Source organism: Nocardia sp. NPDC058640, assembly GCF_042716995.1.
GTDB lineage: Bacteria > Actinomycetota > Actinomycetes > Mycobacteriales > Mycobacteriaceae > Nocardia.
Genome location: NZ_JBHXRG010000048.1, coordinates 1 through 19,120, shown reverse-complemented (window position 1 = coordinate 19,120; position 19,120 = coordinate 1). Strand labels below are relative to the sequence as shown.

The window sequence follows — 19,120 nt, the reverse complement described above, 5'->3', positions numbered from 1 at the left end:
CCTCAGCCGACGACATCGAAGGACCAGCGGGCGTGCTACCCGGTTCATCAGCAGAACAGCCAGCAGGCATGCGACCCAGTTCATCAGCAGAACAGCCAGCGGGCGCGCGGCCCAGTCTGCCGGCGGAGGAGCCTCGAGCAGGTCAGTTGAACGTTCAACCTGGCGAGGGTCGCGAGCCCGCCGTGCGGGTCGAGCGGGCGGGACCGGTGACGACGGTGATCCTGAATCGCCCGCACGCGCGCAATGCCGTCGACGGGCCGACCGCTCGTGCGTTGGCGGAAGCGTTTCGTGCGTTCGATGCCGACCCCACCTCCTCGGTGGCGGTGCTGTGGGGGGAGCACGGCACGTTCTGTTCCGGTGCCGATCTGAAGGCGCTGGGCACCGAGAACAGCAATCAGGTGACCGAGGACGGCGACGGTCCGATGGGACCGACCAGGATGCGCCTGTCCAAGCCGGTGATCGCGGCCGTCTCCGGGTACGCGGTGGCGGGTGGGCTGGAACTCGCGCTGTGGTGCGATCTGCGAATCGCTGAGCAGGAAGCCACTTTCGGCGTTTTCTGCCGCCGCTGGGGTGTCCCGCTGATCGACGGTGGCACGGTGCGTCTGCCGCGCATCGTCGGCGAAGGTCGGGCGATGGACATGATCCTCACCGGCCGACCCGTCAGCGCACCCGAGGCGCTGCAGATGGGCCTCGTCACCCGCGTTGTCCCCACCGGCGACGCCCGCCGCGCCGCCGAGGAACTAGCCACCCAACTCGCCGCGCTCCCACAAACCTGCCTGCGCACCGACCGCGCCGCCCTCTACGACCAGCACGGCCACCCCGAACAAGAGGCCATGCGCATCGAATTCCGGCACGGCATGACCGCCCTGACCGGCGGCGCACTCGACGGCGCCGCCCGCTTCGCCGCGGGCGCGGGCAGGCACGGCAGCACCTGATGAACCGCCTCACCGTCGTCGACGAAATCTTCCTGCGCACGCACCGCGGCATGGGCACCCCGATCGCCCTACAGGGCCTGTGGCGGACGCCCGATGCGATGGAACCCGCGCTCCTGCAGGCGATTCACGACCGCCTGCGACAAGGAGAGCTCGGACGCCGAGTGATCGACGCCAAGGTCCCCGGTGCGCGCCGCACATGGGTGCCCAACACACGCGCCCACCCCGTCGACTTCCTGCCGAACCGGCCGTTCTCCAGCGAAATGGAATGGCCCACAACTCAATTCATCGCAGCACCCAGTGGCGACGCCGGCCTACGGGCCGAGTCCGGCATCCCGCCTTCGGCCGAAGGCCTACCCGGTAGCAGCGTCGGCCCGATAACCGAGGTCGATGCCCCGCGTTGGGGCGACGGTCAACCCGGTAGCACTACGGGCCCACTGGCCGAGTCCGACATCCTGCCCTGGGCCGACACTCTCGGCACCGATCTCGACCCGCAGGACTCCCCCGGCTGGCGCCTGTCCGCCGCTCGCCTCGATGACGGCGGAACCGTTGTGGCGCTGACATGTTCACATGCACTGGCCGATGCCAGAGGCCTACTTCACGCCGTCACCGCCGCGCTCGATTCGCTCGCGCCGGATCCCACCGCATCAACATCGCGAACCGCCCCGCACCCGCTCGAAACCAGGCGCGCACCGTACAATCCCCCGAGTTCGGACTGGGCCGACGCACGCACCCAGTGGACCACCATCGTCACCGGCACCGCCGCTGCCGCACGCCGGTGGCGCCCACAGCGAACGCCTGACCGGCAGCGTGTACTTACAGATGCCGACAGACGCCAATTACATTCGACCGTACTAACTTTCGATGCGCACCACTGGAACACCACCGCGTCCACAGCCAACGGAACCCCGAACAGCCTGTTCATCTACCTGACCGCAAACATCCTCTGGCACACCGGTTTCCCAAATCCGATCATCACCGCCAGCCTCCCCGTGGACACACGCGACGAACCCCGCGTGGACAACGACCTAGCGATGACCGAAATCACGATCACCCACACCGACACCCCCGCGACCATCCGCGACAAGGCCCGCACCGCCTACCAACGCCGAATGTCCAGCCCCGCAGGCCTTCCCGAGCAAATCCTCCAGGTCATCCCGGACCGCCTGGCCTACACCCTCAGCAAAGGCGCGGGCGAACGAGATATCCTGTGCTCCAATATCGGCACGCTCCCCGGCGCGATCAGCACCATCGGCCCCCACGACTGCACCCGAGTAGCTGCCCGCGCGATCCACCCCGGCCTGACCGTCTTCCCCCGCACCAGACTCTCGGGCTACCTCTCCCACCTAGGCGACACCTACACCCTCGCCCTGGTCAGCCTCGCCGCAGACAACGACACCCTGCAAGCCGCCATCGAAAAGACCTGCGCAACAGCCGGTTTACAGCCGAACCCCTGGTGATCAGGCCGCCGTCATCCCGATGAGCAACACCCGCAACCCCCACACGAACTGATCGACCGAAGTCCACGCCGCGATCTCCTCCAAGTGTTCAGCGGTGCGCGGCCACCGGGTCGGGTCCAGGTCTTGCAGTGCCTTCCGGCGAGCCACGATCCGATCGGATTCCATGGGCATCGGTGGCTTTCCGTCGGTTTCGGCGATGTCGAGCGCGATCGAGCCGAGCACGTAGACGAACACCGCGTAGACCCCGTGCGCGCGCACCGGCGTCGGCAGCCCGCCGCGGGCCAGGCACACGAACAGCGACTCGGTGATATCGCGTGCCACCGGTCCGTCCGCCGACGGGCTGTCCATCGGCCCCGACATGATCAGCGCCGTGACGGCCGGGTGTTCGAACAGCCGCCCGCGCAGGCTGAGCGCGAACTGGATCACCGCCGCGGTCCAATCCACGCCGTCGTCGGTGAGCGGCCCCAACGCCACGAACGACAGCACGTATTCGATCACCGCGCGTTCGAGGTCGGTCAGGCTGCCGGTGCACGCGTGCACCGCGTCCGCGTCGACGCCCAGGTGTTTCGCGACCGCGTCGATGGTGAGTGCGTCCACCCCGTCCGCGTCGAGGATGGCGAGCGCGGCGGCCACGACCTGCTTTTCGGTCAGCGCGCCAGCAACGTCCGTACCTGGGGTTTTCGCCTCGGACATGCCTGAAACTCTACTCCGGGCGGCTCGGCGCGACCTGTTCCGACGCGGTCAGGGCACCAGACCCAACCGGGTGGCCAACCACGGCAGCTGGTCGCGCAAGGCCGCCGACCACAGCGCGAAATTGTGCCCGCCCGGCAGAATCCGTAACCGCACATCCATGCCCGCGTCCTTGGCCGCCTGGTACATCCGTTCCACCTGCGGTCGGTACATCGCGTCGTCGGCTCCCACCACGAACGCGCCCGCAGAGTCCGGGTACGTCCGCGACCGCAGCAGATCCAGCGGGTTCACCCGCAGCAGAGCCGCAGTGTCCCCGCCGAACGCGGCGTCGACGGTGCGCTGCCGGTCGCCCAGCGTGGGCTCGTCCTGCCCGGAGATATCGAGGAAAGTGGGGTAGACCTGGGGATAGTTCGTGGCCAGTTGCAGCGAACAGGTCCCGCCGTAGGACAGCCCGCCCACGGCCCACGCGCGCGGATCGGGATCGACCTGCAGGTTCGCCTTGGTCCAGGCGGGGACGTCGACGGCCAGATAGGTAGCCACATTGCCGAGCTTGGAATCCAGGCACAGCGGATTCGCCAACTGGGAACCGGTCCCGTCGGCGACCACGACCACCGGCGCGAGCCCGGAGTGCTCACGCGCGAAGGCGTCCATGGTCTCGTCCAACTCCCCACCGACGAACCAGTCCTGTGGCGCGCCCGGCTCACCGGCAAGCAACACCAGTACCGGCAGCAGCGGCCGCGGATCGACGAAATATGCTGGCGGCAAATAGATTTGGGCTTCGCGGGCAGTGAACCCGGACGCCGTGGGCGGGATCGACGCGGTCAGCACCTTCCCGGTCTCCGGGAGCGCACCGGTCGGATGCCACGCCGGCTCGAGCGGCCGCGCGCTGATCACCTGCCCCGGCTTCAACTCACCGGCGTCTACCCGCTCGACATCTTCCACCCCGAACGCCGAACCCACCGTCGGATACGACGCGTACACGTCATTGATCCGCACCCCCACCGCGACCAGCACGAGGATCGCCGCCAGCAGTGTCAGCACCCCGGTCCCGATGCTGCGACGCACCAGAATCCGCGGCACCACCAGCAGCAACGCGGCCACGGCGATCCCGATCAGCGCGTACACCGAGATCTCGATCGGATCGGGAAACGGCCGCCACACCTCCTCGACGAACAGGTACAGCGCCACAGTGATCACGGCCGCGGACAACACCACGATCGGCATGATCGTGGTGACATACCGCCGCACGCGCGGAAACAGCAACCACAGCGCACCCACGGCGCCCAGCACCGTCAACGTCACCGGAAGCCATCCGGTGAGCAACGACAGATCGGTGATTCGCGTCATCGCTGACCTCCACAGATGCCACTTCGACCGCCGTCGGCGCCCGCACCACGGCCCCGATACGGCCGTGATGACATACGGTACACAGACGACGTTGCCGTGGCGGTGCGGCACACTCGCAGCAAAGGGTGGATTCATGGAAGACAATGCGGCTGCTGTCGAACCGACCCCCTCGCGCGGCGTGACCTTGGCGCACACCATGATCCGCCGGTTGCCGTTCACGATCGGGTTCCTGGCCGTGGTCGTGGTCGGCGGCCTTGCCACGGGAGGTCTGTGGAGCAGACTGGACCAGCGCTCCTGGTTCCCCGATATCGCCTACGGCTGGCCCGCGCTGACCGAGGGCAAGTGGTGGACTCCGTTGTCCGGCTGGATATTCGGGCTCACGCCTGGCCAATACCTCATGATGGCAATACTTTTCGCGGGCGCGGTCGGTTGGGCGGAGTGGCGGCTGGGTACCGTGCACACCGCGCTGGTCTGCGTGTCCGGTCAGCTGATCGGCATTCTCGGCGCGTCGGTGACCGTCGGCCTGCTGGCGCACACCCATTTGGCTTGGGCGGACCGGCTTTCCGAGGTGCGCGATGTCGGCTTCACCACCGCGGCGATCTCGGCGTTGGCCGCGCTGTCGGCGAGCTTGCGTTCGCCGTGGCGACTGCGGGTGCGCGCTGCGCTGGTGGCGTATGTGGCGATCACGTTCCTGTTCGAATCGACCTTCGCCGATCTCATGCACCTGATCGCGCTGGCCGTGTGGCTGCCGGTGGGCGAAAAGCTTTTCAGCCGAACCGAACACGGCTTCTGGCCGCGCACTCGACGCGAGGTGCGGATGCTCGCGTTCGCCGGGCTCATGGTGATCGCCGCGTCGTCGGTGGCGGTGTATTTCTTCCCCGGCAACAGTCTGCTGGGCCCCACCGAGAGCGAGCGCGGTTCACTGTGGAGCACGATCCTGACCGTGCTGGTGATCGCGGTGATCGCGGACCAGCTGCGCAAGGGCAGGCGCTGGGCCTGGTGGGTGGCGCTGGCCTACGGGCTGCTGCACGTGGTGCTCACCCTGGTGTTGCTCGGTGTGGCCATCGGTACCGACTACGAGACCACCGGCGCGGTGACCGTGGGCACGGGCCTGCTGTGGGCGGGCGAAGTGGCGCTGCTGTACGGCGGACGCGGCGCGTTCCGAGTTCCGTTGCGGCGCAAGATCTCCGACGGCGCTCTCACCGGCACCGACCCCGGCGAGGCCGTGCGCGAGCTGCTCGCCCGCTACGGCGGCAGCACCATGTCGTGGATGACGACCTGGCCCGAGAACAAATACTGGTTCCCCGCCGACGGGCAACGCTGCGTGGCCTACCAGCGGCACGCGGGCACCGTCATCGCGCTCACCGACCCGATCGGCCCCGCCGACCTGCTGCCCGACACCATTGCCACCTTCACCGACCGCTGCGAGTCCGACGGCCTGATCCCCTGCCTGTTCTCCACCACCCAGGCCGTGGCCGACATCGCGGGCGAACTCGGTTGGCGCAGTGTGCAGATCGCCGAGGACACGATTGTGGACCTGCCGCAATTGGAGTTCAAAGGCAAAGCGTGGCAGGACATTCGGTCCGCGATCAACCGGGCGAACAAGGAGGGCATCGAGTTCCGGCTGGTCGAACTGGCCGACGAGCCGTTCGCGGTGATCGCCCAGGTGCGTGCCATCTCCGAGGAGTGGGTGGGCGAAAAGGGACTGCCCGAAATGGGTTTCACGCTCGGCGGCGTGGAGGAAGCCCTCGATCCGGCCGTGCGGGTCGGGTTGGCGATCGACGCGCAGGGCAGCGTGCACGGCATCACCTCGTGGCTGCCGGTCTACGGCCCCGGCGACGAGATCCGCGGCTGGACCCTGGACGTGATGCGCAGGCGCCCCGACGGTTTCCGCCCGGTCGTGGAATTCCTGATCGCGTCGTCGTGCCAGGCGTTCAAAGAGGAAGGCGCGGAGATCGTTTCGCTGTCGGGCGCCCCGCTGGCCCGCAGCGCCGACGCCGACGACGCCGAGCCGATCGACCGTCTGCTCGAAGGGCTCGGCGCCGCGATGGAGCCGTATTACGGTTTCCGGTCACTGCATTCGTTCAAGGCCAAGTTCCAGCCCCGCCACGAGCCGGTGTACCTGTGCTACCGAGACGAGGCGGACCTGCCCCGCATCGGCATCGCGCTGACGAAGGCGTACCTGCCCGAGGTGTCGGCCAAGGACCTGATCGCACTCGGCGCAGCCGGGCATTAGTTCCGCTGCCAGGTCCACCGACGGGCTCAGCTCACGCGCACATCGACCGGTGTCACCCGAGCCGCAACGTCGGCAGGCAGGTCGACGCCGGGTTCCAGGTCGTCGGCCGGGATCGGCTCGCCCCACACCTGCCGCAGCGGCAGCTCACCGGCCCACACCCCACCGGCCTCGATGTCGCCCTCGTCGTCCTTCGGGCCGCCCGAACGCACCTTCACCGACGCTTCGGTGAGGTCGAGCGCGAGCACCATCGTGGCCGCCATCTCCTTGCGGTTGGGCGGCCGCACCCGATCCCACGCACCCGGCGCGGAGTGCTCGACGATCACCCGCAGCGCGTTCGCCCGCTCGGCTTCATCGGTGACCAGCACGGCCCGACCCCGGACCACCGCGCAGCGATAGTTCATCGAGAAGTGCATGGCCGAGCGGGCGTAGATCAGCCCGTCGACGTGGGTGACCGTGAGCGAGATATCGGTGTCGATCGCGGCGCGCAGGTTGCCCGCGCCGGTGGAACCGTGCAGGTAGAGCGTGTCTCCGACGCGCCCGTAGATGGTGGGCAGCACCACCGGCGACCCGTGCAGCAGCACGCCGAGGTGGCAGACCATTCCCGCGTCGAGCACCGCGTCCAGGTCCGCACGGTCGGTGGCGCCGCGTTCCTTGGCGCGGGTCAGCGTGGTGCGTGGGGTGGGCGACAGGGGGCTGCGGTTGACGTCGTGCGTGCTCATACGATGAGCTTCGCCGAAGAAGTGGACCACGTGTAGATCCAATTCGACCGAAGTTCAACAGGCCAATTCGAGGTGGACGATGCTCGACGACCTTCCGATCCCGCTCGACCGCACCGCCGCCGAACCCTTGTCGGTGCAGGTGGCCGATGCCTTACGCGCGGCAGCGACCGATCGGGTGTTGCGCATCGGCGACCGCCTGCCGTCCTCGCGCGCGCTCGCACAGCGACTCGGCGTCAGCCGAACCGTGGTGGCGGCCGCCTACGACCAACTACACGCGGAAGGCTGGCTGACCGGCAAACACGGCTCCGGCACCTACCTCAGCACCGCCCCCGCCACCGCCCCGACCACGCCCACCATCCACCACGACACGAACCCGAACGCGGACCTGCTCGATCTCAGCCCCGGCGCCCCGTGCGCCGAAGCGGTCAACTCCGCCGCCTGGCGTCGCGCCTGGCGCGCGGCCGGCGACCAGGCACCCGAGACCCGAAAGAACCGCGCGGGCGAACCCGACTTCCGGGCCGCGGTCGCCGATCACCTGCTGCGCCATCGCGGACTGGCCGCAGGCCCCGGCTCGGTGGTCCTGGCCACCGCGGGCGCCAGCAGTGCGGTCGCCGAACTCGCCGCGACCCTGCTTCGACCTGGCGATACGGTCGCCATCGAGAACCCCGGCTACCTGCGTGCCGTCGGCGCGTTCCGGGCCGCGGGAATAGAGGTACTGCCGATACCCGTCGATGCCGATGGCTTACGAGTCGACCTGATTCCAGCCAGCGTTCGAGCGGTGTATTGCACGCCGGCACACCAGTTTCCGCTCGGCGCGATGATGCCCGCATCCCGGCGAGTAGAACTCATCGAATTCGCCAGAACAACCGGCGCTTTCGTCATCGAAGACGACTACGACGGCGAATTACGTTATGACACAGCACCATTACCCCTGCTGGCATCGATGGCACCCGACGTCGTCGTCCACCTGGGAACCACCAGCAAGATCATCGCCACCACCCTCGGCGTCGGCTGGCTGGTCGCCCGCCCCGACATCACCGACGCCGTGCTCACCCACCGCACCCACATCGGCAGCTCCCCCAGCCCGGCCGGCCAACGCGTCCTCAGCGAGTTCGCCCGCCACGGCGACCTGGCCCGCCACCTTCGTCGCCTGCGCCGGGTCGTCCCACCGCGCCGCGCCCTGGTCGTCGACGAACTCGCCCGCCACGGCCTGCCCGTCATCGGCGACGACGCGGGCTCCCACGTCGTGGTCGAACTCCCCGACCCGGCCGCCGAACGCCACGCCGTCGACACCGCCCGCACCCGCGGCGTCCTACTCGACGGCCTGGCCCGCCACCACCTCGCCGAACCACACCATTTCGGCGTCGCCATCGGCTACACGGCCTTGACCAGCGCCGACCTGGCCCGAGCCATGCCGATCGCCGCCGAATGCCTCGCACAGGCCGTAGCTGACCGGCGCCGGTAGTCGTCGGGTTGCACCCCGGCGCGCGCTCGCGGACCCTGCCCCGCCGGACCGCGCGGTCGTAGCATGGACTGCGGACCCTGCACTACCCCTCCGACTATCGAACGGGTGAGCACATGACCGATGATCAGGACATTCTGGCGCAGATCAACCAGCTGGTCGACGACGAGCACGCGCTGCGCGCCAAGGCCACCGCGGGTGAGATCGACCCGGTCGCCGAACGTCAGCAGCTGGCCCAGTTGGAAGTGATGCTCGATCAGGCGTGGGATCTGTTGCGGCAGCGGCGCGCTCGCATCGGGTCCGGTGAATCCCCGGCCGATACCGAAATGCGTTCTCCTCGTGAGGTCGAGGGCTATCTGCAGTGACCGACGACTACGACGTCATAGTCATCGGTGGCGGGCCGGCGGGTGAGAACGCCGCCGCGTACGCCATCGCGGGCAGCGACCGCACCGTCGCCCTGGTGGAGCGGGAACTGTTCGGCGGCGAGTGCAGTTACTGGGCGTGTATTCCCAGCAAGGCTCTGCTTCGACCGGGCGCCGTGCTCGACCTGGCGCGGGCGATGCCGGGGGTGACCGCGAGCGGCCCGCAGGTGCCCGACGTGTTCGCCCGCCGCGATACGTTCGTGCATCACCACGACGACAGTTCCCAGGTCGAGTGGGCGAAATCCGAAAACATCGTTCCCGTTCGCGGCGCGGGCCGTCTGATCGGCGAAAAACTCGTCCGGGTCGATTCCGACGACGGCACCAAAGTTCTACGCGCCCGGCACGCGGTGGTACTGGCGACCGGCACCACCGCCGCCATTCCCGACATTCCGGGCGTGGCCGAGGCTCTGCCCTGGACCTCCCGCGACGCCACCAATCTCACCGTCGTCCCGCGCCGAGTCGGCATCATCGGCGGCGGTGTGGTGGCCTGCGAAACAGCCACCTGGCTGGCCGAACTCGGCGCCGAGGAGGTCACGCTGCTGGTGCGCGGCGACCGCCTGCTCCCGCGCGCCGAGTCCTTCGCGTCGGAAATGATCTTGCAGGGCTTGCGCGATACGGGCGTGGTGAAGGTGCGGTTCCACACCGAACCGAAGCTGGTTTCGCGCCGCGAACCCACCGACACCGGCGTCGGCAACATCCACGGCGGCCCGGTCACCCTAGTCCTCGACGACGGCGAACTAGAGGTCGACGAACTGGTCGTGGCCACCGGCCGCATCCCCGCCACCGCCGATCTGGGCCTGGACACCGTCGACCTGCCCGCGGGCTACATCGAGGTCGACGATCAACTCACCGCGCGCGGCGTCCCCGGCCACTGGCTCTACGCCGTCGGCGACGTGAATCACCGTGTGGCACTGACACATATGGGCAAGTACCAGGCCAGGGTGGCCGGTGACGTCATCGCCGCCCGCGCCGAAGGCAGGCCACTGGACGGTATGCGCTTCACCGCCAGCGCCGACCACCAACAGATTCCCCAAGTCGTCTACACCGCACCGGAACTCGCGTCCGTCGGCTTGACCGAACACGAGGCGCGCACCGCCGGACATGCCGTGGATACGGTCGAACTCGATATCGCCGTCGCGGGTTCCGCCCTGTCGCGCAACGACTTCCACGGTCACGCGAAACTGGTCATCGACACCGCCGCCGACCGCATTCTCGGAGCCACCTTCGTCGGCCCCGACATGGGCGAACAGCTGCACGCGGCCACCATCGCGGTAGTAGGACAGGTCCCCCTCGACACCCTCTGGAACGCGGTGCCCGCCTTCCCCACTGTCAGCGAATTCTGGCTGCGCCTGCTGGAAACCTGGCGCGGCAAGTCTATTTGAGCAGTCGCGACATCCGCCGGTCGGCGAGCACTTTGCCGCCGGTCTGGCAGGTGGCGCAGTACTGGAACGACCGCTCCGCGTAGGACACCTCGCGCACGGTGTCCTGACACACCGGGCACGGTTGCCCCGTGCGCGCGTGAACCCGCATCCCCGAACGCTTTTCGCCTTTCAACCGCGCCGCGTCCTGCCCCGTCGAACGCTGCACCGCGTCCAGCAGAACCGTGCGCATCGCGGTGTACAACCGCGAAACCTTGTCCGCCGACATCGTTTTGGTGTTCGCGAACGGGGATATCTGTGCGGTGTGCAAGATCTCGTCGGAATAGGCGTTGCCGATCCCGGCGAGCAAGGTCTGATCCACGATCGCGGTCTTGATCCGCTGCGACACACTTTTCAGCAGCGCGGCGAACTCGTCCTCGGTCACCGCCAGCGCATCCGGCCCCAACCGCGCGATCCCCGGCACCATCTGCGGATCCTCCACGATGTACACCGCCAGCCGCTTCTTGGTTCCGGCCTCGGTCAGGTCGATCGCGGGCGTGGCGCCTTCGGGTGTGAAGAAGTGCACGCGCAACGCCAGCGGACTCTTCCCGCCGGGCCGCGGCGGCAACGGATTGGGCTCGTCGACCCACCGCAACCACCCGCCACGCGACAGATGGGTGATCAACCACAGTCCGCCACAATCCATTCCGAGAAACTTCCCCCACCGCCCCGCCCCGGTGACATCACGACCCGACAGCGCGGTCACCGGCGGATCGAAGGTCTTCACCGCGCTCAACGCCGCCACGTCCACACGACCGACCACAGCGCCGACCGCATGATCCCGAAGGAACTGCGCCAACGCCTCGATTTCCGGCAGCTCGGGCACGCTGCCAGTTTAGCGACCTCGCGGGGATCGGCGCGCGATCCTTCAGCCTGCGCGCAGCAGATACACGTCCATGATCCAGCCCTTCGCCGCGCGTAACTCCGCTCGACGGGCCACGATGTCGCCTTCGACCTCGCGCAGGTTGCCTTCGATCAGCGTTTCGTCGGGCATGCCCAGGTAGGCGCCCCACCAGATATGGATATCGGCGCCCGGCACCGCCGTGAACGAGCATTCCCCGTCCAGCATCACCACCGTCGAACCGGGTCCGAGGCCTTCTTCGCGCAGCTTGCGGCCGGTGGTCACGTGGACGGGTTCGCCGATCCGATGCAACACCATCCGGTGCCTTGCGGCCAGCGCGGCGATGCTGGTGACGCCCGGAATCACCGCGTAATCGAACACGGTCCGCCCCCGCGCCAGCACATGTTCGACCATCCGCAGGGTGGAGTCGTAGAGCGCCGGATCACCCCACACGAGAATCGCGCCGATGCCCTCCACCTGGTCGAACGCGGCTTCCAGGAGTTCGGACCGGCGTTCGTGCCAGTCCACGACCACCCCGGCGTAGTCGTCGGGGGTCCGCTCGCGGGGCGGATCGGCGATCTCGATGATCCGATGCGGCGTGTCCACGTACTCGGCCAGGATCGTGGTCCGCACGTCGACCAGTTCCTGTTTCTCGGCGCCCTTGCCGATCACGAAGAACGCCTCGGCCTTTCGCATGGCCTTGATTGCCTGCATCGTCACTTGGTCGGGGTCGCCCGCACCGATGCCGATCACGTAGAGCTCGCGCATAGGCGAAGAGCTTGCCAGGTGCCGGTTCGCGTGGCCGACCCCCGTAGAATCGCCAGACGTGGCCACCCCTGATACGCAGTACGAGGATCTCCTCCGCGACGTGCTCGAGAATGGCACGCCCAAAGCCGATCGCACCGGGACCGGAACCCGCAGCATCTTCGGACATCAGCTGCGCTACGACCTGGCCGAATCCTTCCCGCTGATCACCACCAAGCGGGTCCACATGAAGTCCATCGCCTACGAACTGCTGTGGTTCCTGCGCGGCGACTCCAATGTCTCCTGGCTGCGCGAGCACGGCGTGACCATCTGGGACGAGTGGGCCGACGCCAAGGGCGAACTGGGCCCGGTCTACGGCGTGCAGTGGCGTTCCTGGCCCACCCCCGACGGCACCCACATCGACCAGATCGCCCAGGTCCTGCACACCCTGCGCACCGACCCGGATTCGCGCCGGATGATCGTGTCGGCCTGGAACGTGGCCGACCTGGACAAGATGGCCCTTGCCCCCTGCCACGCGTTCTTCCAGTTCTATGTCGCCGACGGCAAACTGTCGTGCCAGCTGTATCAGCGCAGCGCCGACCTGTTCCTCGGTGTGCCGTTCAATATCGCCAGCTACGCCCTGCTCACGTTGATGGTCGCGCAGCAGACCGAGCTCGAGCCCGGCGAGTTCATCTGGACCGGCGGCGACGTGCACATCTACGACAACCACGTCGACCAGGTCCGCGAACAGCTCACCCGCGAACCCTTCCCGTTCCCGACCCTGCATCTGCGCCCGGCGGCGAGCCTGTTCGATTACGCCTTCGAAGACCTCGAGCTGTCGGATTACAAGCATCATCCGGGCATCAAGGCGCCGGTGGCGGTGTGAGACAGGTCGGCCTGATCTGGGCGCAGGCGAACAACGGTGTGATCGGCGTGGACAACACCATTCCGTGGCGGGTGCCCGAGGACATGGCCAATTTCCGCGACACCACCATGGGCCATCCGGTGATCATGGGCCGACGCACCTGGGATTCCCTGCCCGCCAGTTTCCGGCCGCTGTCCGGTCGTCGCAATATCGTGGTCACCCGCCAGACCGATTGGGCTGCGGAGGGTGCCGAGCGCGCCGGCTCGGTGCCCGACGCGCTGGCCATGACCGGCGAGGTCGACACCTGGGTCGCGGGCGGCGGCGAGATCTACCGCGCGGCGCTGCCGTTTGCCACGACCCTGCTGGTCACCGAGGTGGATACGACCGTGACCGGCGACGCGTTCGCCCCGTCCGTCGGTCCGGAATGGCATGCGGACGACGCACCGTGGCTGACCTCGAAAACCGGTCTGCGGTACCGCATTCGCCGCTACGACCGCCACTGACAACACCTGGCCAACGGTCACGGCAAAACGCCCGAACGCGTGGGCGGAGTCGGGCATACTGCTTCGCAAGACCTGCCCGCTGAACGCCCGCGAAAGGCGCGATCCATGGACAAGAAATCGCTGACCGCGGTGGCCCGCCAACAGTTGAAACTGGCGGCCACCTCCACGAGCGGCCGCAGTTCGCAAACCCTGATCGGCGGCCACACGCACGTATTGCGCCAGACGGTCGTCGCGCTCGCGGAGGGCCAGAGCCTGGCCGAACACGACAATGCGGGCGATGCCACCATCCAGGTGCTGTCGGGCACGCTGGTGCTCATCGCGGGCACCGACGAGTGGAAGGGTTCCGCGGGCGATCTGATCGTGGTTCCGCGCGCTCGGCACAGCGTCAAAGCCGTCGACGACGTCACGTTCCTGCTCACCGTCGCGAAGTAGTCGCAGGTAGTTCGCTCGAAATGCACTGACACGCCAAACCGCTCATCGAACCTGTCGGTGCGGGGCCGTACTGTGGTCTGCATGGGTGAGCCACAGTCGATCCTCGTTCCACTCACGCCCGCCGCAGTGTTCCTCGTCGCGACCATCGACGAGGGTGGCGAGGCCGCCGTCCGCACATTGTTGACCGAGGTCAACGATCTACGGAAGTCCGTCGGGTTCCGCACGCCAGGCCAAGACCTGAGCTGCGTCACCTCGATCGGTTCCGTTGCCTGGGACCGGCTGTTCACCGGGCCCAAACCCGCTGAGCTGCACGAGTTTCCGGGCTACAACGGTCCCGTCCACACCGCCCCCGCCACGCCCGGCGATCTACTGTTCCACATCAGAGCCGAGAACATGGGCACCTGTTACGAGCTCGCCATGGCGATCGCCACCCGGCTGCGCGGGGCCGCCACCGTCGTGGACGAAACCCACGGCTTCCGCTACTTCGAACAGCGCGATCTGCTCGGCTTCGTCGACGGCACCGCCAATCCCGAGGGCGCCGCGGCCGAGGCCAGCGTGTTCGTCGGCGACAAGGATCCCGACTTCGCCTTCGGTAGCTACGTGATCGTGCAGAAGTACCTGCACCCGCTGGACAGGTGGAACGCGCTGCCGATCGAAGAGCAGGAACGCGTGATCGGCCGCACCAAACTCAGCGATTACGAACTGCCCGACGATGTGAAGCCGCCCAGTTCGCACGTGGTGATGAACACGATCACCGACGAGAACGGCGTCGAGCACGACATCGTGCGCGCCAACATGCCCTTCGGCACCATCGGCGACCAGCAGCTGGGCACCTATTACATCGCCTACTCGGCCACCCCCACGGTCACCGAGAAGATGCTCGAGCGCATGTTCCTCGGCACCGATCAGGCCGCCTACGACCGCATTCTCGACTTCTCCACCGCCCTGACCGGCACCCTGTTCTTCACCCCTTCCGCCGACTTCTTCGACGCCCTACCCGCAGCACCCGCCGTGGTGGCCACCGAGAACCCGGACGTGCCGGTCCCGGATTTCGAACCGGTCATCGAGGCGAACGCGGCAGCGTCGGGTTCGGACGGATCACTGGCCATCGGCACGATGAAAAGGAGCACTCGATGAACAACCTGCACCGCGAACTCGCGCCGATCACCGGCGAGGCATGGGCCCAGATCGAGGAGGAGGCCACCCGCACGTTCAAGCGCAATATCGCGGGCCGCCGCGTGGTCGACGTCTCGGGTCCGCACGGTGTCGCCTACTCCGCGCTCAACCGCGGCCGGCTCACCGCGATCGACTCCCCGGACAAGGGTGTGCAGGCCCATCAGCGGATCGTGCAGCCGCTGGTCGAGCTGCGGGTGCCGTTCACGTTGAAGCGCGAGGAGCTCGACGACATCGAGCGCGGCGCCAACGACGCCGACTTCGACAACCTCAAGGCCGCCGCCCAGAAGATCGCCTTCGCCGAGGACCGCGCGATCTTCGAGGGCTACGCCGCGGGCGGCATCACCGGCATCCGTGCCGCCGCCTCCAACGCCCCGGTCGCCATCCCCAGCAATGTCGTCGACATCCCCGACGCGATCTCGCACGCGCTGTCGGGCCTGCGCCTGGCCGGCGTGCAGGGGCCGTACACGGTGGTGCTCAGCGCCGAGCTGTACACCCAGGTCAGCGAGACCTCCGATCACGGTTACCCGATCCGCACCCACATCGAGCGCCTGGTCGACGGTGTCGTGTGGGCGCCCGCGATCTCCGGCGGTTTCGTGGTGACCACCCGCGGCGGCGACTTCGCGTTGGCGCTGGGGCAGGACGTGTCGATCGGTTACCTCAGCCATGACGCCGAGAACGTGCAGTTGTACTTCCAGGAGAGCTTCACGTTCCTGGTCGAGACGTCGGAAGCAGCGGTGTCGCTGGGCTCCTGAGCCCGGCGGCTAGGGTGGGCGACGAGTCGTTCGAGAGGGAGGTGAGCATGTCGGTCGTGCGTGCCGGTGTGGTGCCTGCTGTTCGGAGCCTGTTCTACTGCTTTATCGGGGTCCTGGTCACCACGGGCGTCGTCGGGTTGTTCCTGGCGATGTTCGGGGTGAACCGGGTGATCACCGGGTTGCTGGTCGGCGTGATCGGCGGGATCGCGGTGGGTGCGGCCCTGTTCGTGCGCGACGTCATCGAGTTACACGAGCACGCGATCTACACCCGCACCCCCTTCCGCTCGTCCACCGTCGCCTGGGACAGCGTCGTAGCAGGCCGCTTCACCCTCGACGAACACGCCCGCTGGGCCCTGGCCCTCGACCTGACCGGCGAATCCGCCGACGAACTCGTACTCCTGTCGATCCCCCCGGTGATCCGCCCCGTGGCAGGCGCCTACGACATGCGCAAACGCGAACAGGTCAGCGAGATCCGAGAGATGTTGCGCGCCAAGCGCATTCCGATCACCGTGCTGCCCGAAATCGCAGGCGCACTCAACGAGCACTGGCAGATAGCCCCGCCCACCACGCGCTGAGCTTCGCGGGCGTCACTGCGGTGCGGTGCCGCCGATCTCTCCGAGGCGGGCCAGCAGTGCATCGGCTGCGGTGCGCACTGCGGCGATGTCACCGCGGTGGCCGACGATTCGCATGATCGCGTCCGGGATCTCGCGCTCGGTGTCGACTCCCGCGGCGCCGTCGTCGTATCTGATCGCGATCACCGTCTCCACCAGCCGGAACGGCAGGATGCGCGCGTCGTCGGGTTCGCCTGCGGCGGTGGCTGATTCGGCGGACAGGCGTTCGTAGTGCCCGCGTAGTTCGTCGCGGCGACGACGGAACGCGACGAAACGTTCGGTGCGCAATTCGGGGAGCAAGTACAGCGCGCCGAGATTCCAACGCGCCGTGCGCAATTGGCGTACATCGAACAGTGCCAGCGCATACAGCTGAACCGCGGCACTGTCGGCTTCGGACATCATTCTCTGCGCCAATTCCACTGGCCCCGCGACAGTTTCGGCCAACAGCGCGTCGAGGATGTCGTCCTTGGCGGCGAAGTGGTGGTACAGCGACGCCTGGCGGATCCCGACGGCGTCGGCCACCGCCCGGGTCGAGGTGTTGGCATACCCCTTGGTCGTGAACAGCTCGGCGGCCGCGTCGAGGATCTCCGCCCGCGGCGTGGTTCCCTGCCTGCGCCGCTGTTCCAGCCGGGGACGCCCGGGACCAAGATTCGCCACGGGTCGATTCTGTCATCCGGGCCCCCACCTGGGCCGCAGCGGGCCGCTCACCGGCAACGATGCCGGTCGGTCGAATTTCTGTCACTTGATAGAAACTGCGGGCAACGCAGAAGTTACCGCGGTGCCCGCAGTCGATACACACACGACACCGTTCCAGCGATCGCGCGCGCAAAACTATCAACTGATAGATATTGGCCGAACCGCTGAAGGACACCGACATGGCCACAACGCTGCAATCCCCCGCCGCCCCACCCGAACTCGGTCGCGACAGCGCCGACCTCGCCGCCTTCGGATATGAACCGGTCCTACACCGCAAGCTGGGGCGCTACGCGTCGTTCGCGGCAGGCTTCTCGTTCGTCTCGATCCTGACCACGATCTTCCAGTTCTTCGGCTTCGGCTATTCGTTCGGCGGCGCCGCCTTCTTCTGGACGTGGCCGCTGGTGTTCGCCGGGCAGTTCCTGGTCGCGCTGAACTTCGCCGAACTCGCCGCCCGGTACCCGATCTCGGGCTGTATCTATCAGTGGTCACGTCGACTGGCGGGCGGGCTGGTCGGCTGGTTCGCCGGCTGGATGATGGTGATCGCCCAGATCGTCACCGCCGCCGCGGCCGCCATCGCCCTGCAGGTGGTGCTGCCCTCGATCTGGGGCGGATTCCAGTTCATCGGCACCGACACCGCCCTGACCTCCCGTGACGGCGCGATGAACGCGGTGCTGCTGGGCAGCGTGCTGCTGGTGGTCACCACCGCGATCAATGTGATCGGCATCGACCTGATGTCGAAGATCAATTCCATCGGTGTCACCGTCGAGATCGTCGGCGTGCTCGCGATCATCGCGCTGTTCTTCGTCAACACCGAGCGGGGCCCCGACGTGGTGTTCCAGACCGACCAGGCCACCCCCGGCCCGTACTGGGCGGCGTTCCTGGTCTCGGGCCTGATGGCCGCGTATGTGATGGTCGGATTCGATTCCGCCGGTGAGCTTTCCGAGGAAACCAAGAACCCGCGCCGGGTAGCGCCCCGCACCATCCTGCTCGCGCTGTCGGTGTCGGCACTGGGCGGTGGCCTGATGCTGTTGGGCGCGCTGATGGCAGCGCCGAGCCTGTCCGATGGTGAATTGTCTTCCGGCGGACTGGCTTACGTGATCACCTCGAAACTGAACAGCCCCGCGGGATCGGTACTGCTGGGCTGCGTAGCCGTCGCGGTCATCGTCTGCACCCTCGCCATCCAGACCGCGGGCTCCCGCCTGATGTTCTCGATGGCCCGCGACGGCAAACTCCCCTTCGCCAAGGCCCTGTCCACCGTGCACCCCCGCTTCGGCACCCCCGTCTGGCCCGCCGTGGTCATCGGAGCCCTCGGCATCGGCCTGCTGGTCCTGAACCTCGGCAACCCCGCCATCTTCGCCACCCTGGCCAGCGTCTGCATCGTGAGCCTGTACCTGGCCTACCTGCTGGTCACCATCCCCCTGCTTATCCGCCGCATCAAAGGAATGCCCACCCTCGACGACCCCACCCTGTTCCACCTGGGCCGCTGGGGCATCCCCCTCAACGCCCTGGCCGTCGCCTGGGGCATCGCCATGGTCATCAACCTCGCCTGGCCCCGCCCCGAGGTCTACACCCCCGCAGGCGGCAGCTGGTGGCAACTGTGGGCAGGCCCCCTCTCGGTAGCCGTGATCCTCACAGTGGGCGCGATCGTCTACCGCACCGTGGTGGCAACGCAACAACCCACCCCGACCCCGACCCCGACCCCGACCACACCGTAAACCCCAAAACCCGCCATGCCCACCCTCCCAGCCCCGCACACCCGACCCATAGGGAGGGTCCGCCGCGCAGCGGCGGTAGCGGCCCGGCCGCGAGTTAGC

The 19,120-nt window shown here is 67.7% G+C and carries 19 protein-coding genes; 13 read left to right on the top strand and 6 right to left on the bottom strand.

Going from position 1 to position 19,120, the window contains the following annotated elements:
• Positions 1-146: 146 nt before the first annotated feature.
• Positions 147-935: a crotonase/enoyl-CoA hydratase family protein gene (locus ACFWU5_RS28050; protein WP_379269863.1), complete on the top strand. Its 789-nt coding sequence runs from the start codon at positions 147-149 to the stop codon at positions 933-935.
• Positions 935-2,392: a hypothetical protein gene (locus tag ACFWU5_RS28045; protein WP_379269862.1), complete on the top strand. Its 1,458-nt coding sequence runs from the start codon at positions 935-937 to the stop codon at positions 2,390-2,392. Before ACFWU5_RS28050 ends, ACFWU5_RS28045 begins: the two co-directional genes overlap by 1 nt.
• Here ACFWU5_RS28045 and ACFWU5_RS28040 read toward each other — a convergent pair whose 3' ends face one another.
• Together ACFWU5_RS28040 and ACFWU5_RS28035 are read right to left on the bottom strand one after the other, a co-directional pair.
• Entirely contained in the window at positions 2,393-3,085 is a 693-nt protein-coding gene (locus tag ACFWU5_RS28040; protein WP_379269861.1) for a TetR/AcrR family transcriptional regulator, read from the bottom strand.
• Between the two features lie 48 nt (positions 3,086-3,133).
• Positions 3,134-4,429 (bottom strand): alpha/beta hydrolase, encoded by a 1,296-nt coding sequence (locus ACFWU5_RS28035; protein ID WP_379269860.1) that lies wholly within the window; start codon positions 4,427-4,429, stop codon positions 3,134-3,136.
• A 133-nt stretch (positions 4,430-4,562) separates the two neighbouring features.
• Between ACFWU5_RS28035 and ACFWU5_RS28030 the strand changes: the two genes are divergently transcribed.
• Entirely contained in the window at positions 4,563-6,665 is a 2,103-nt protein-coding gene (locus ACFWU5_RS28030; RefSeq protein WP_379269859.1) for a bifunctional lysylphosphatidylglycerol flippase/synthetase MprF, read from the top strand.
• A 26-nt stretch (positions 6,666-6,691) separates the two neighbouring features.
• Here the strand turns inward: ACFWU5_RS28030 and ACFWU5_RS28025 are convergent, their stop codons facing one another.
• Entirely contained in the window at positions 6,692-7,384 is a 693-nt protein-coding gene (locus ACFWU5_RS28025; protein WP_379269858.1) for a pyridoxamine 5'-phosphate oxidase family protein, read from the bottom strand.
• 79 nt (positions 7,385-7,463) lie between these two features.
• Between ACFWU5_RS28025 and ACFWU5_RS28020 the strand changes: the two genes are divergently transcribed.
• The 3 genes from ACFWU5_RS28020 to ACFWU5_RS28010 all read left to right on the top strand — a co-directional run bounded on the left by ACFWU5_RS28020 (position 7,464) and on the right by ACFWU5_RS28010 (position 10,650).
• The gene (locus ACFWU5_RS28020; protein ID WP_379269857.1) at positions 7,464-8,849 is read left to right on the top strand and encodes a PLP-dependent aminotransferase family protein; all 1,386 of its coding nucleotides are present in this window, start codon (positions 7,464-7,466) and stop codon (positions 8,847-8,849) included.
• Positions 8,850-8,962: 113 nt separating this feature from the next.
• Positions 8,963-9,211, top strand: a complete 249-nt coding sequence (locus ACFWU5_RS28015; RefSeq protein ID WP_379239756.1) for a DUF2630 family protein — start codon at positions 8,963-8,965, stop codon at positions 9,209-9,211.
• Positions 9,208-10,650 (top strand): dihydrolipoyl dehydrogenase family protein, encoded by a 1,443-nt coding sequence (locus ACFWU5_RS28010; protein ID WP_379269856.1) that lies wholly within the window; start codon positions 9,208-9,210, stop codon positions 10,648-10,650. The genes ACFWU5_RS28015 and ACFWU5_RS28010 overlap by 4 nt, the downstream gene beginning before the upstream one ends.
• Here ACFWU5_RS28010 and ACFWU5_RS28005 read toward each other — a convergent pair.
• Positions 10,643-11,512: an Fpg/Nei family DNA glycosylase gene (locus tag ACFWU5_RS28005; RefSeq protein ID WP_379269855.1), complete on the bottom strand. Its 870-nt coding sequence runs from the start codon at positions 11,510-11,512 to the stop codon at positions 10,643-10,645. The genes ACFWU5_RS28010 and ACFWU5_RS28005 overlap by 8 nt on opposite strands.
• A gap of 42 nt (positions 11,513-11,554) precedes the next feature.
• Positions 11,555-12,295, bottom strand: coding sequence for a precorrin-6A synthase (deacetylating) (cobF, locus tag ACFWU5_RS28000; RefSeq protein ID WP_379269854.1), 741 nt, complete (start codon positions 12,293-12,295; stop codon positions 11,555-11,557).
• Positions 12,296-12,353: 58 nt separating this feature from the next.
• Here cobF and ACFWU5_RS27995 point away from each other — a divergent pair, with 58 nt between their 5' ends.
• From ACFWU5_RS27995 to ACFWU5_RS27970, 6 genes are all read left to right on the top strand, one after another.
• Positions 12,354-13,157 (top strand): thymidylate synthase, encoded by an 804-nt coding sequence (locus ACFWU5_RS27995; RefSeq protein ID WP_379239752.1) that lies wholly within the window; start codon positions 12,354-12,356, stop codon positions 13,155-13,157.
• Positions 13,154-13,639 carry a dihydrofolate reductase gene (locus ACFWU5_RS27990; RefSeq protein WP_379269853.1) on the top strand — a complete coding sequence of 162 codons (486 nt, stop codon included), beginning with the start codon at positions 13,154-13,156 and terminating at the stop codon, positions 13,637-13,639. The genes ACFWU5_RS27995 and ACFWU5_RS27990 overlap by 4 nt, the downstream gene beginning before the upstream one ends.
• A gap of 105 nt (positions 13,640-13,744) precedes the next feature.
• Complete coding sequence (locus ACFWU5_RS27985) at positions 13,745-14,071, top strand: cupin domain-containing protein (RefSeq protein WP_358186114.1); 327 nt, start codon at positions 13,745-13,747, stop codon at positions 14,069-14,071.
• 81 nt (positions 14,072-14,152) lie between these two features.
• Positions 14,153-15,208: a Dyp-type peroxidase gene (locus tag ACFWU5_RS27980; protein WP_379269852.1), complete on the top strand. Its 1,056-nt coding sequence runs from the start codon at positions 14,153-14,155 to the stop codon at positions 15,206-15,208.
• Positions 15,205-15,999 (top strand): family 1 encapsulin nanocompartment shell protein, encoded by a 795-nt coding sequence (locus tag ACFWU5_RS27975; RefSeq protein WP_379239749.1) that lies wholly within the window; start codon positions 15,205-15,207, stop codon positions 15,997-15,999. The genes ACFWU5_RS27980 and ACFWU5_RS27975 overlap by 4 nt, the downstream gene beginning before the upstream one ends.
• Positions 16,000-16,046: 47 nt before the next feature.
• A complete protein-coding gene (locus tag ACFWU5_RS27970; RefSeq protein ID WP_379269851.1) occupies positions 16,047-16,574 on the top strand; it encodes a hypothetical protein in 528 nt (175 codons plus the stop codon).
• Positions 16,575-16,586: 12 nt separating this feature from the next.
• Here ACFWU5_RS27970 and ACFWU5_RS27965 read toward each other — a convergent pair whose 3' ends face one another.
• Positions 16,587-17,267: a TetR/AcrR family transcriptional regulator gene (locus ACFWU5_RS27965; protein ID WP_379269850.1), complete on the bottom strand. Its 681-nt coding sequence runs from the start codon at positions 17,265-17,267 to the stop codon at positions 16,587-16,589.
• 218 nt (positions 17,268-17,485) lie between these two features.
• Between ACFWU5_RS27965 and ACFWU5_RS27960 the strand changes: the two genes are divergently transcribed.
• The gene (locus tag ACFWU5_RS27960; RefSeq protein WP_379269849.1) at positions 17,486-19,021 is read left to right on the top strand and encodes an amino acid permease; all 1,536 of its coding nucleotides are present in this window, start codon (positions 17,486-17,488) and stop codon (positions 19,019-19,021) included.
• The last annotated feature ends 99 nt before the right edge of the window (positions 19,022-19,120 follow it).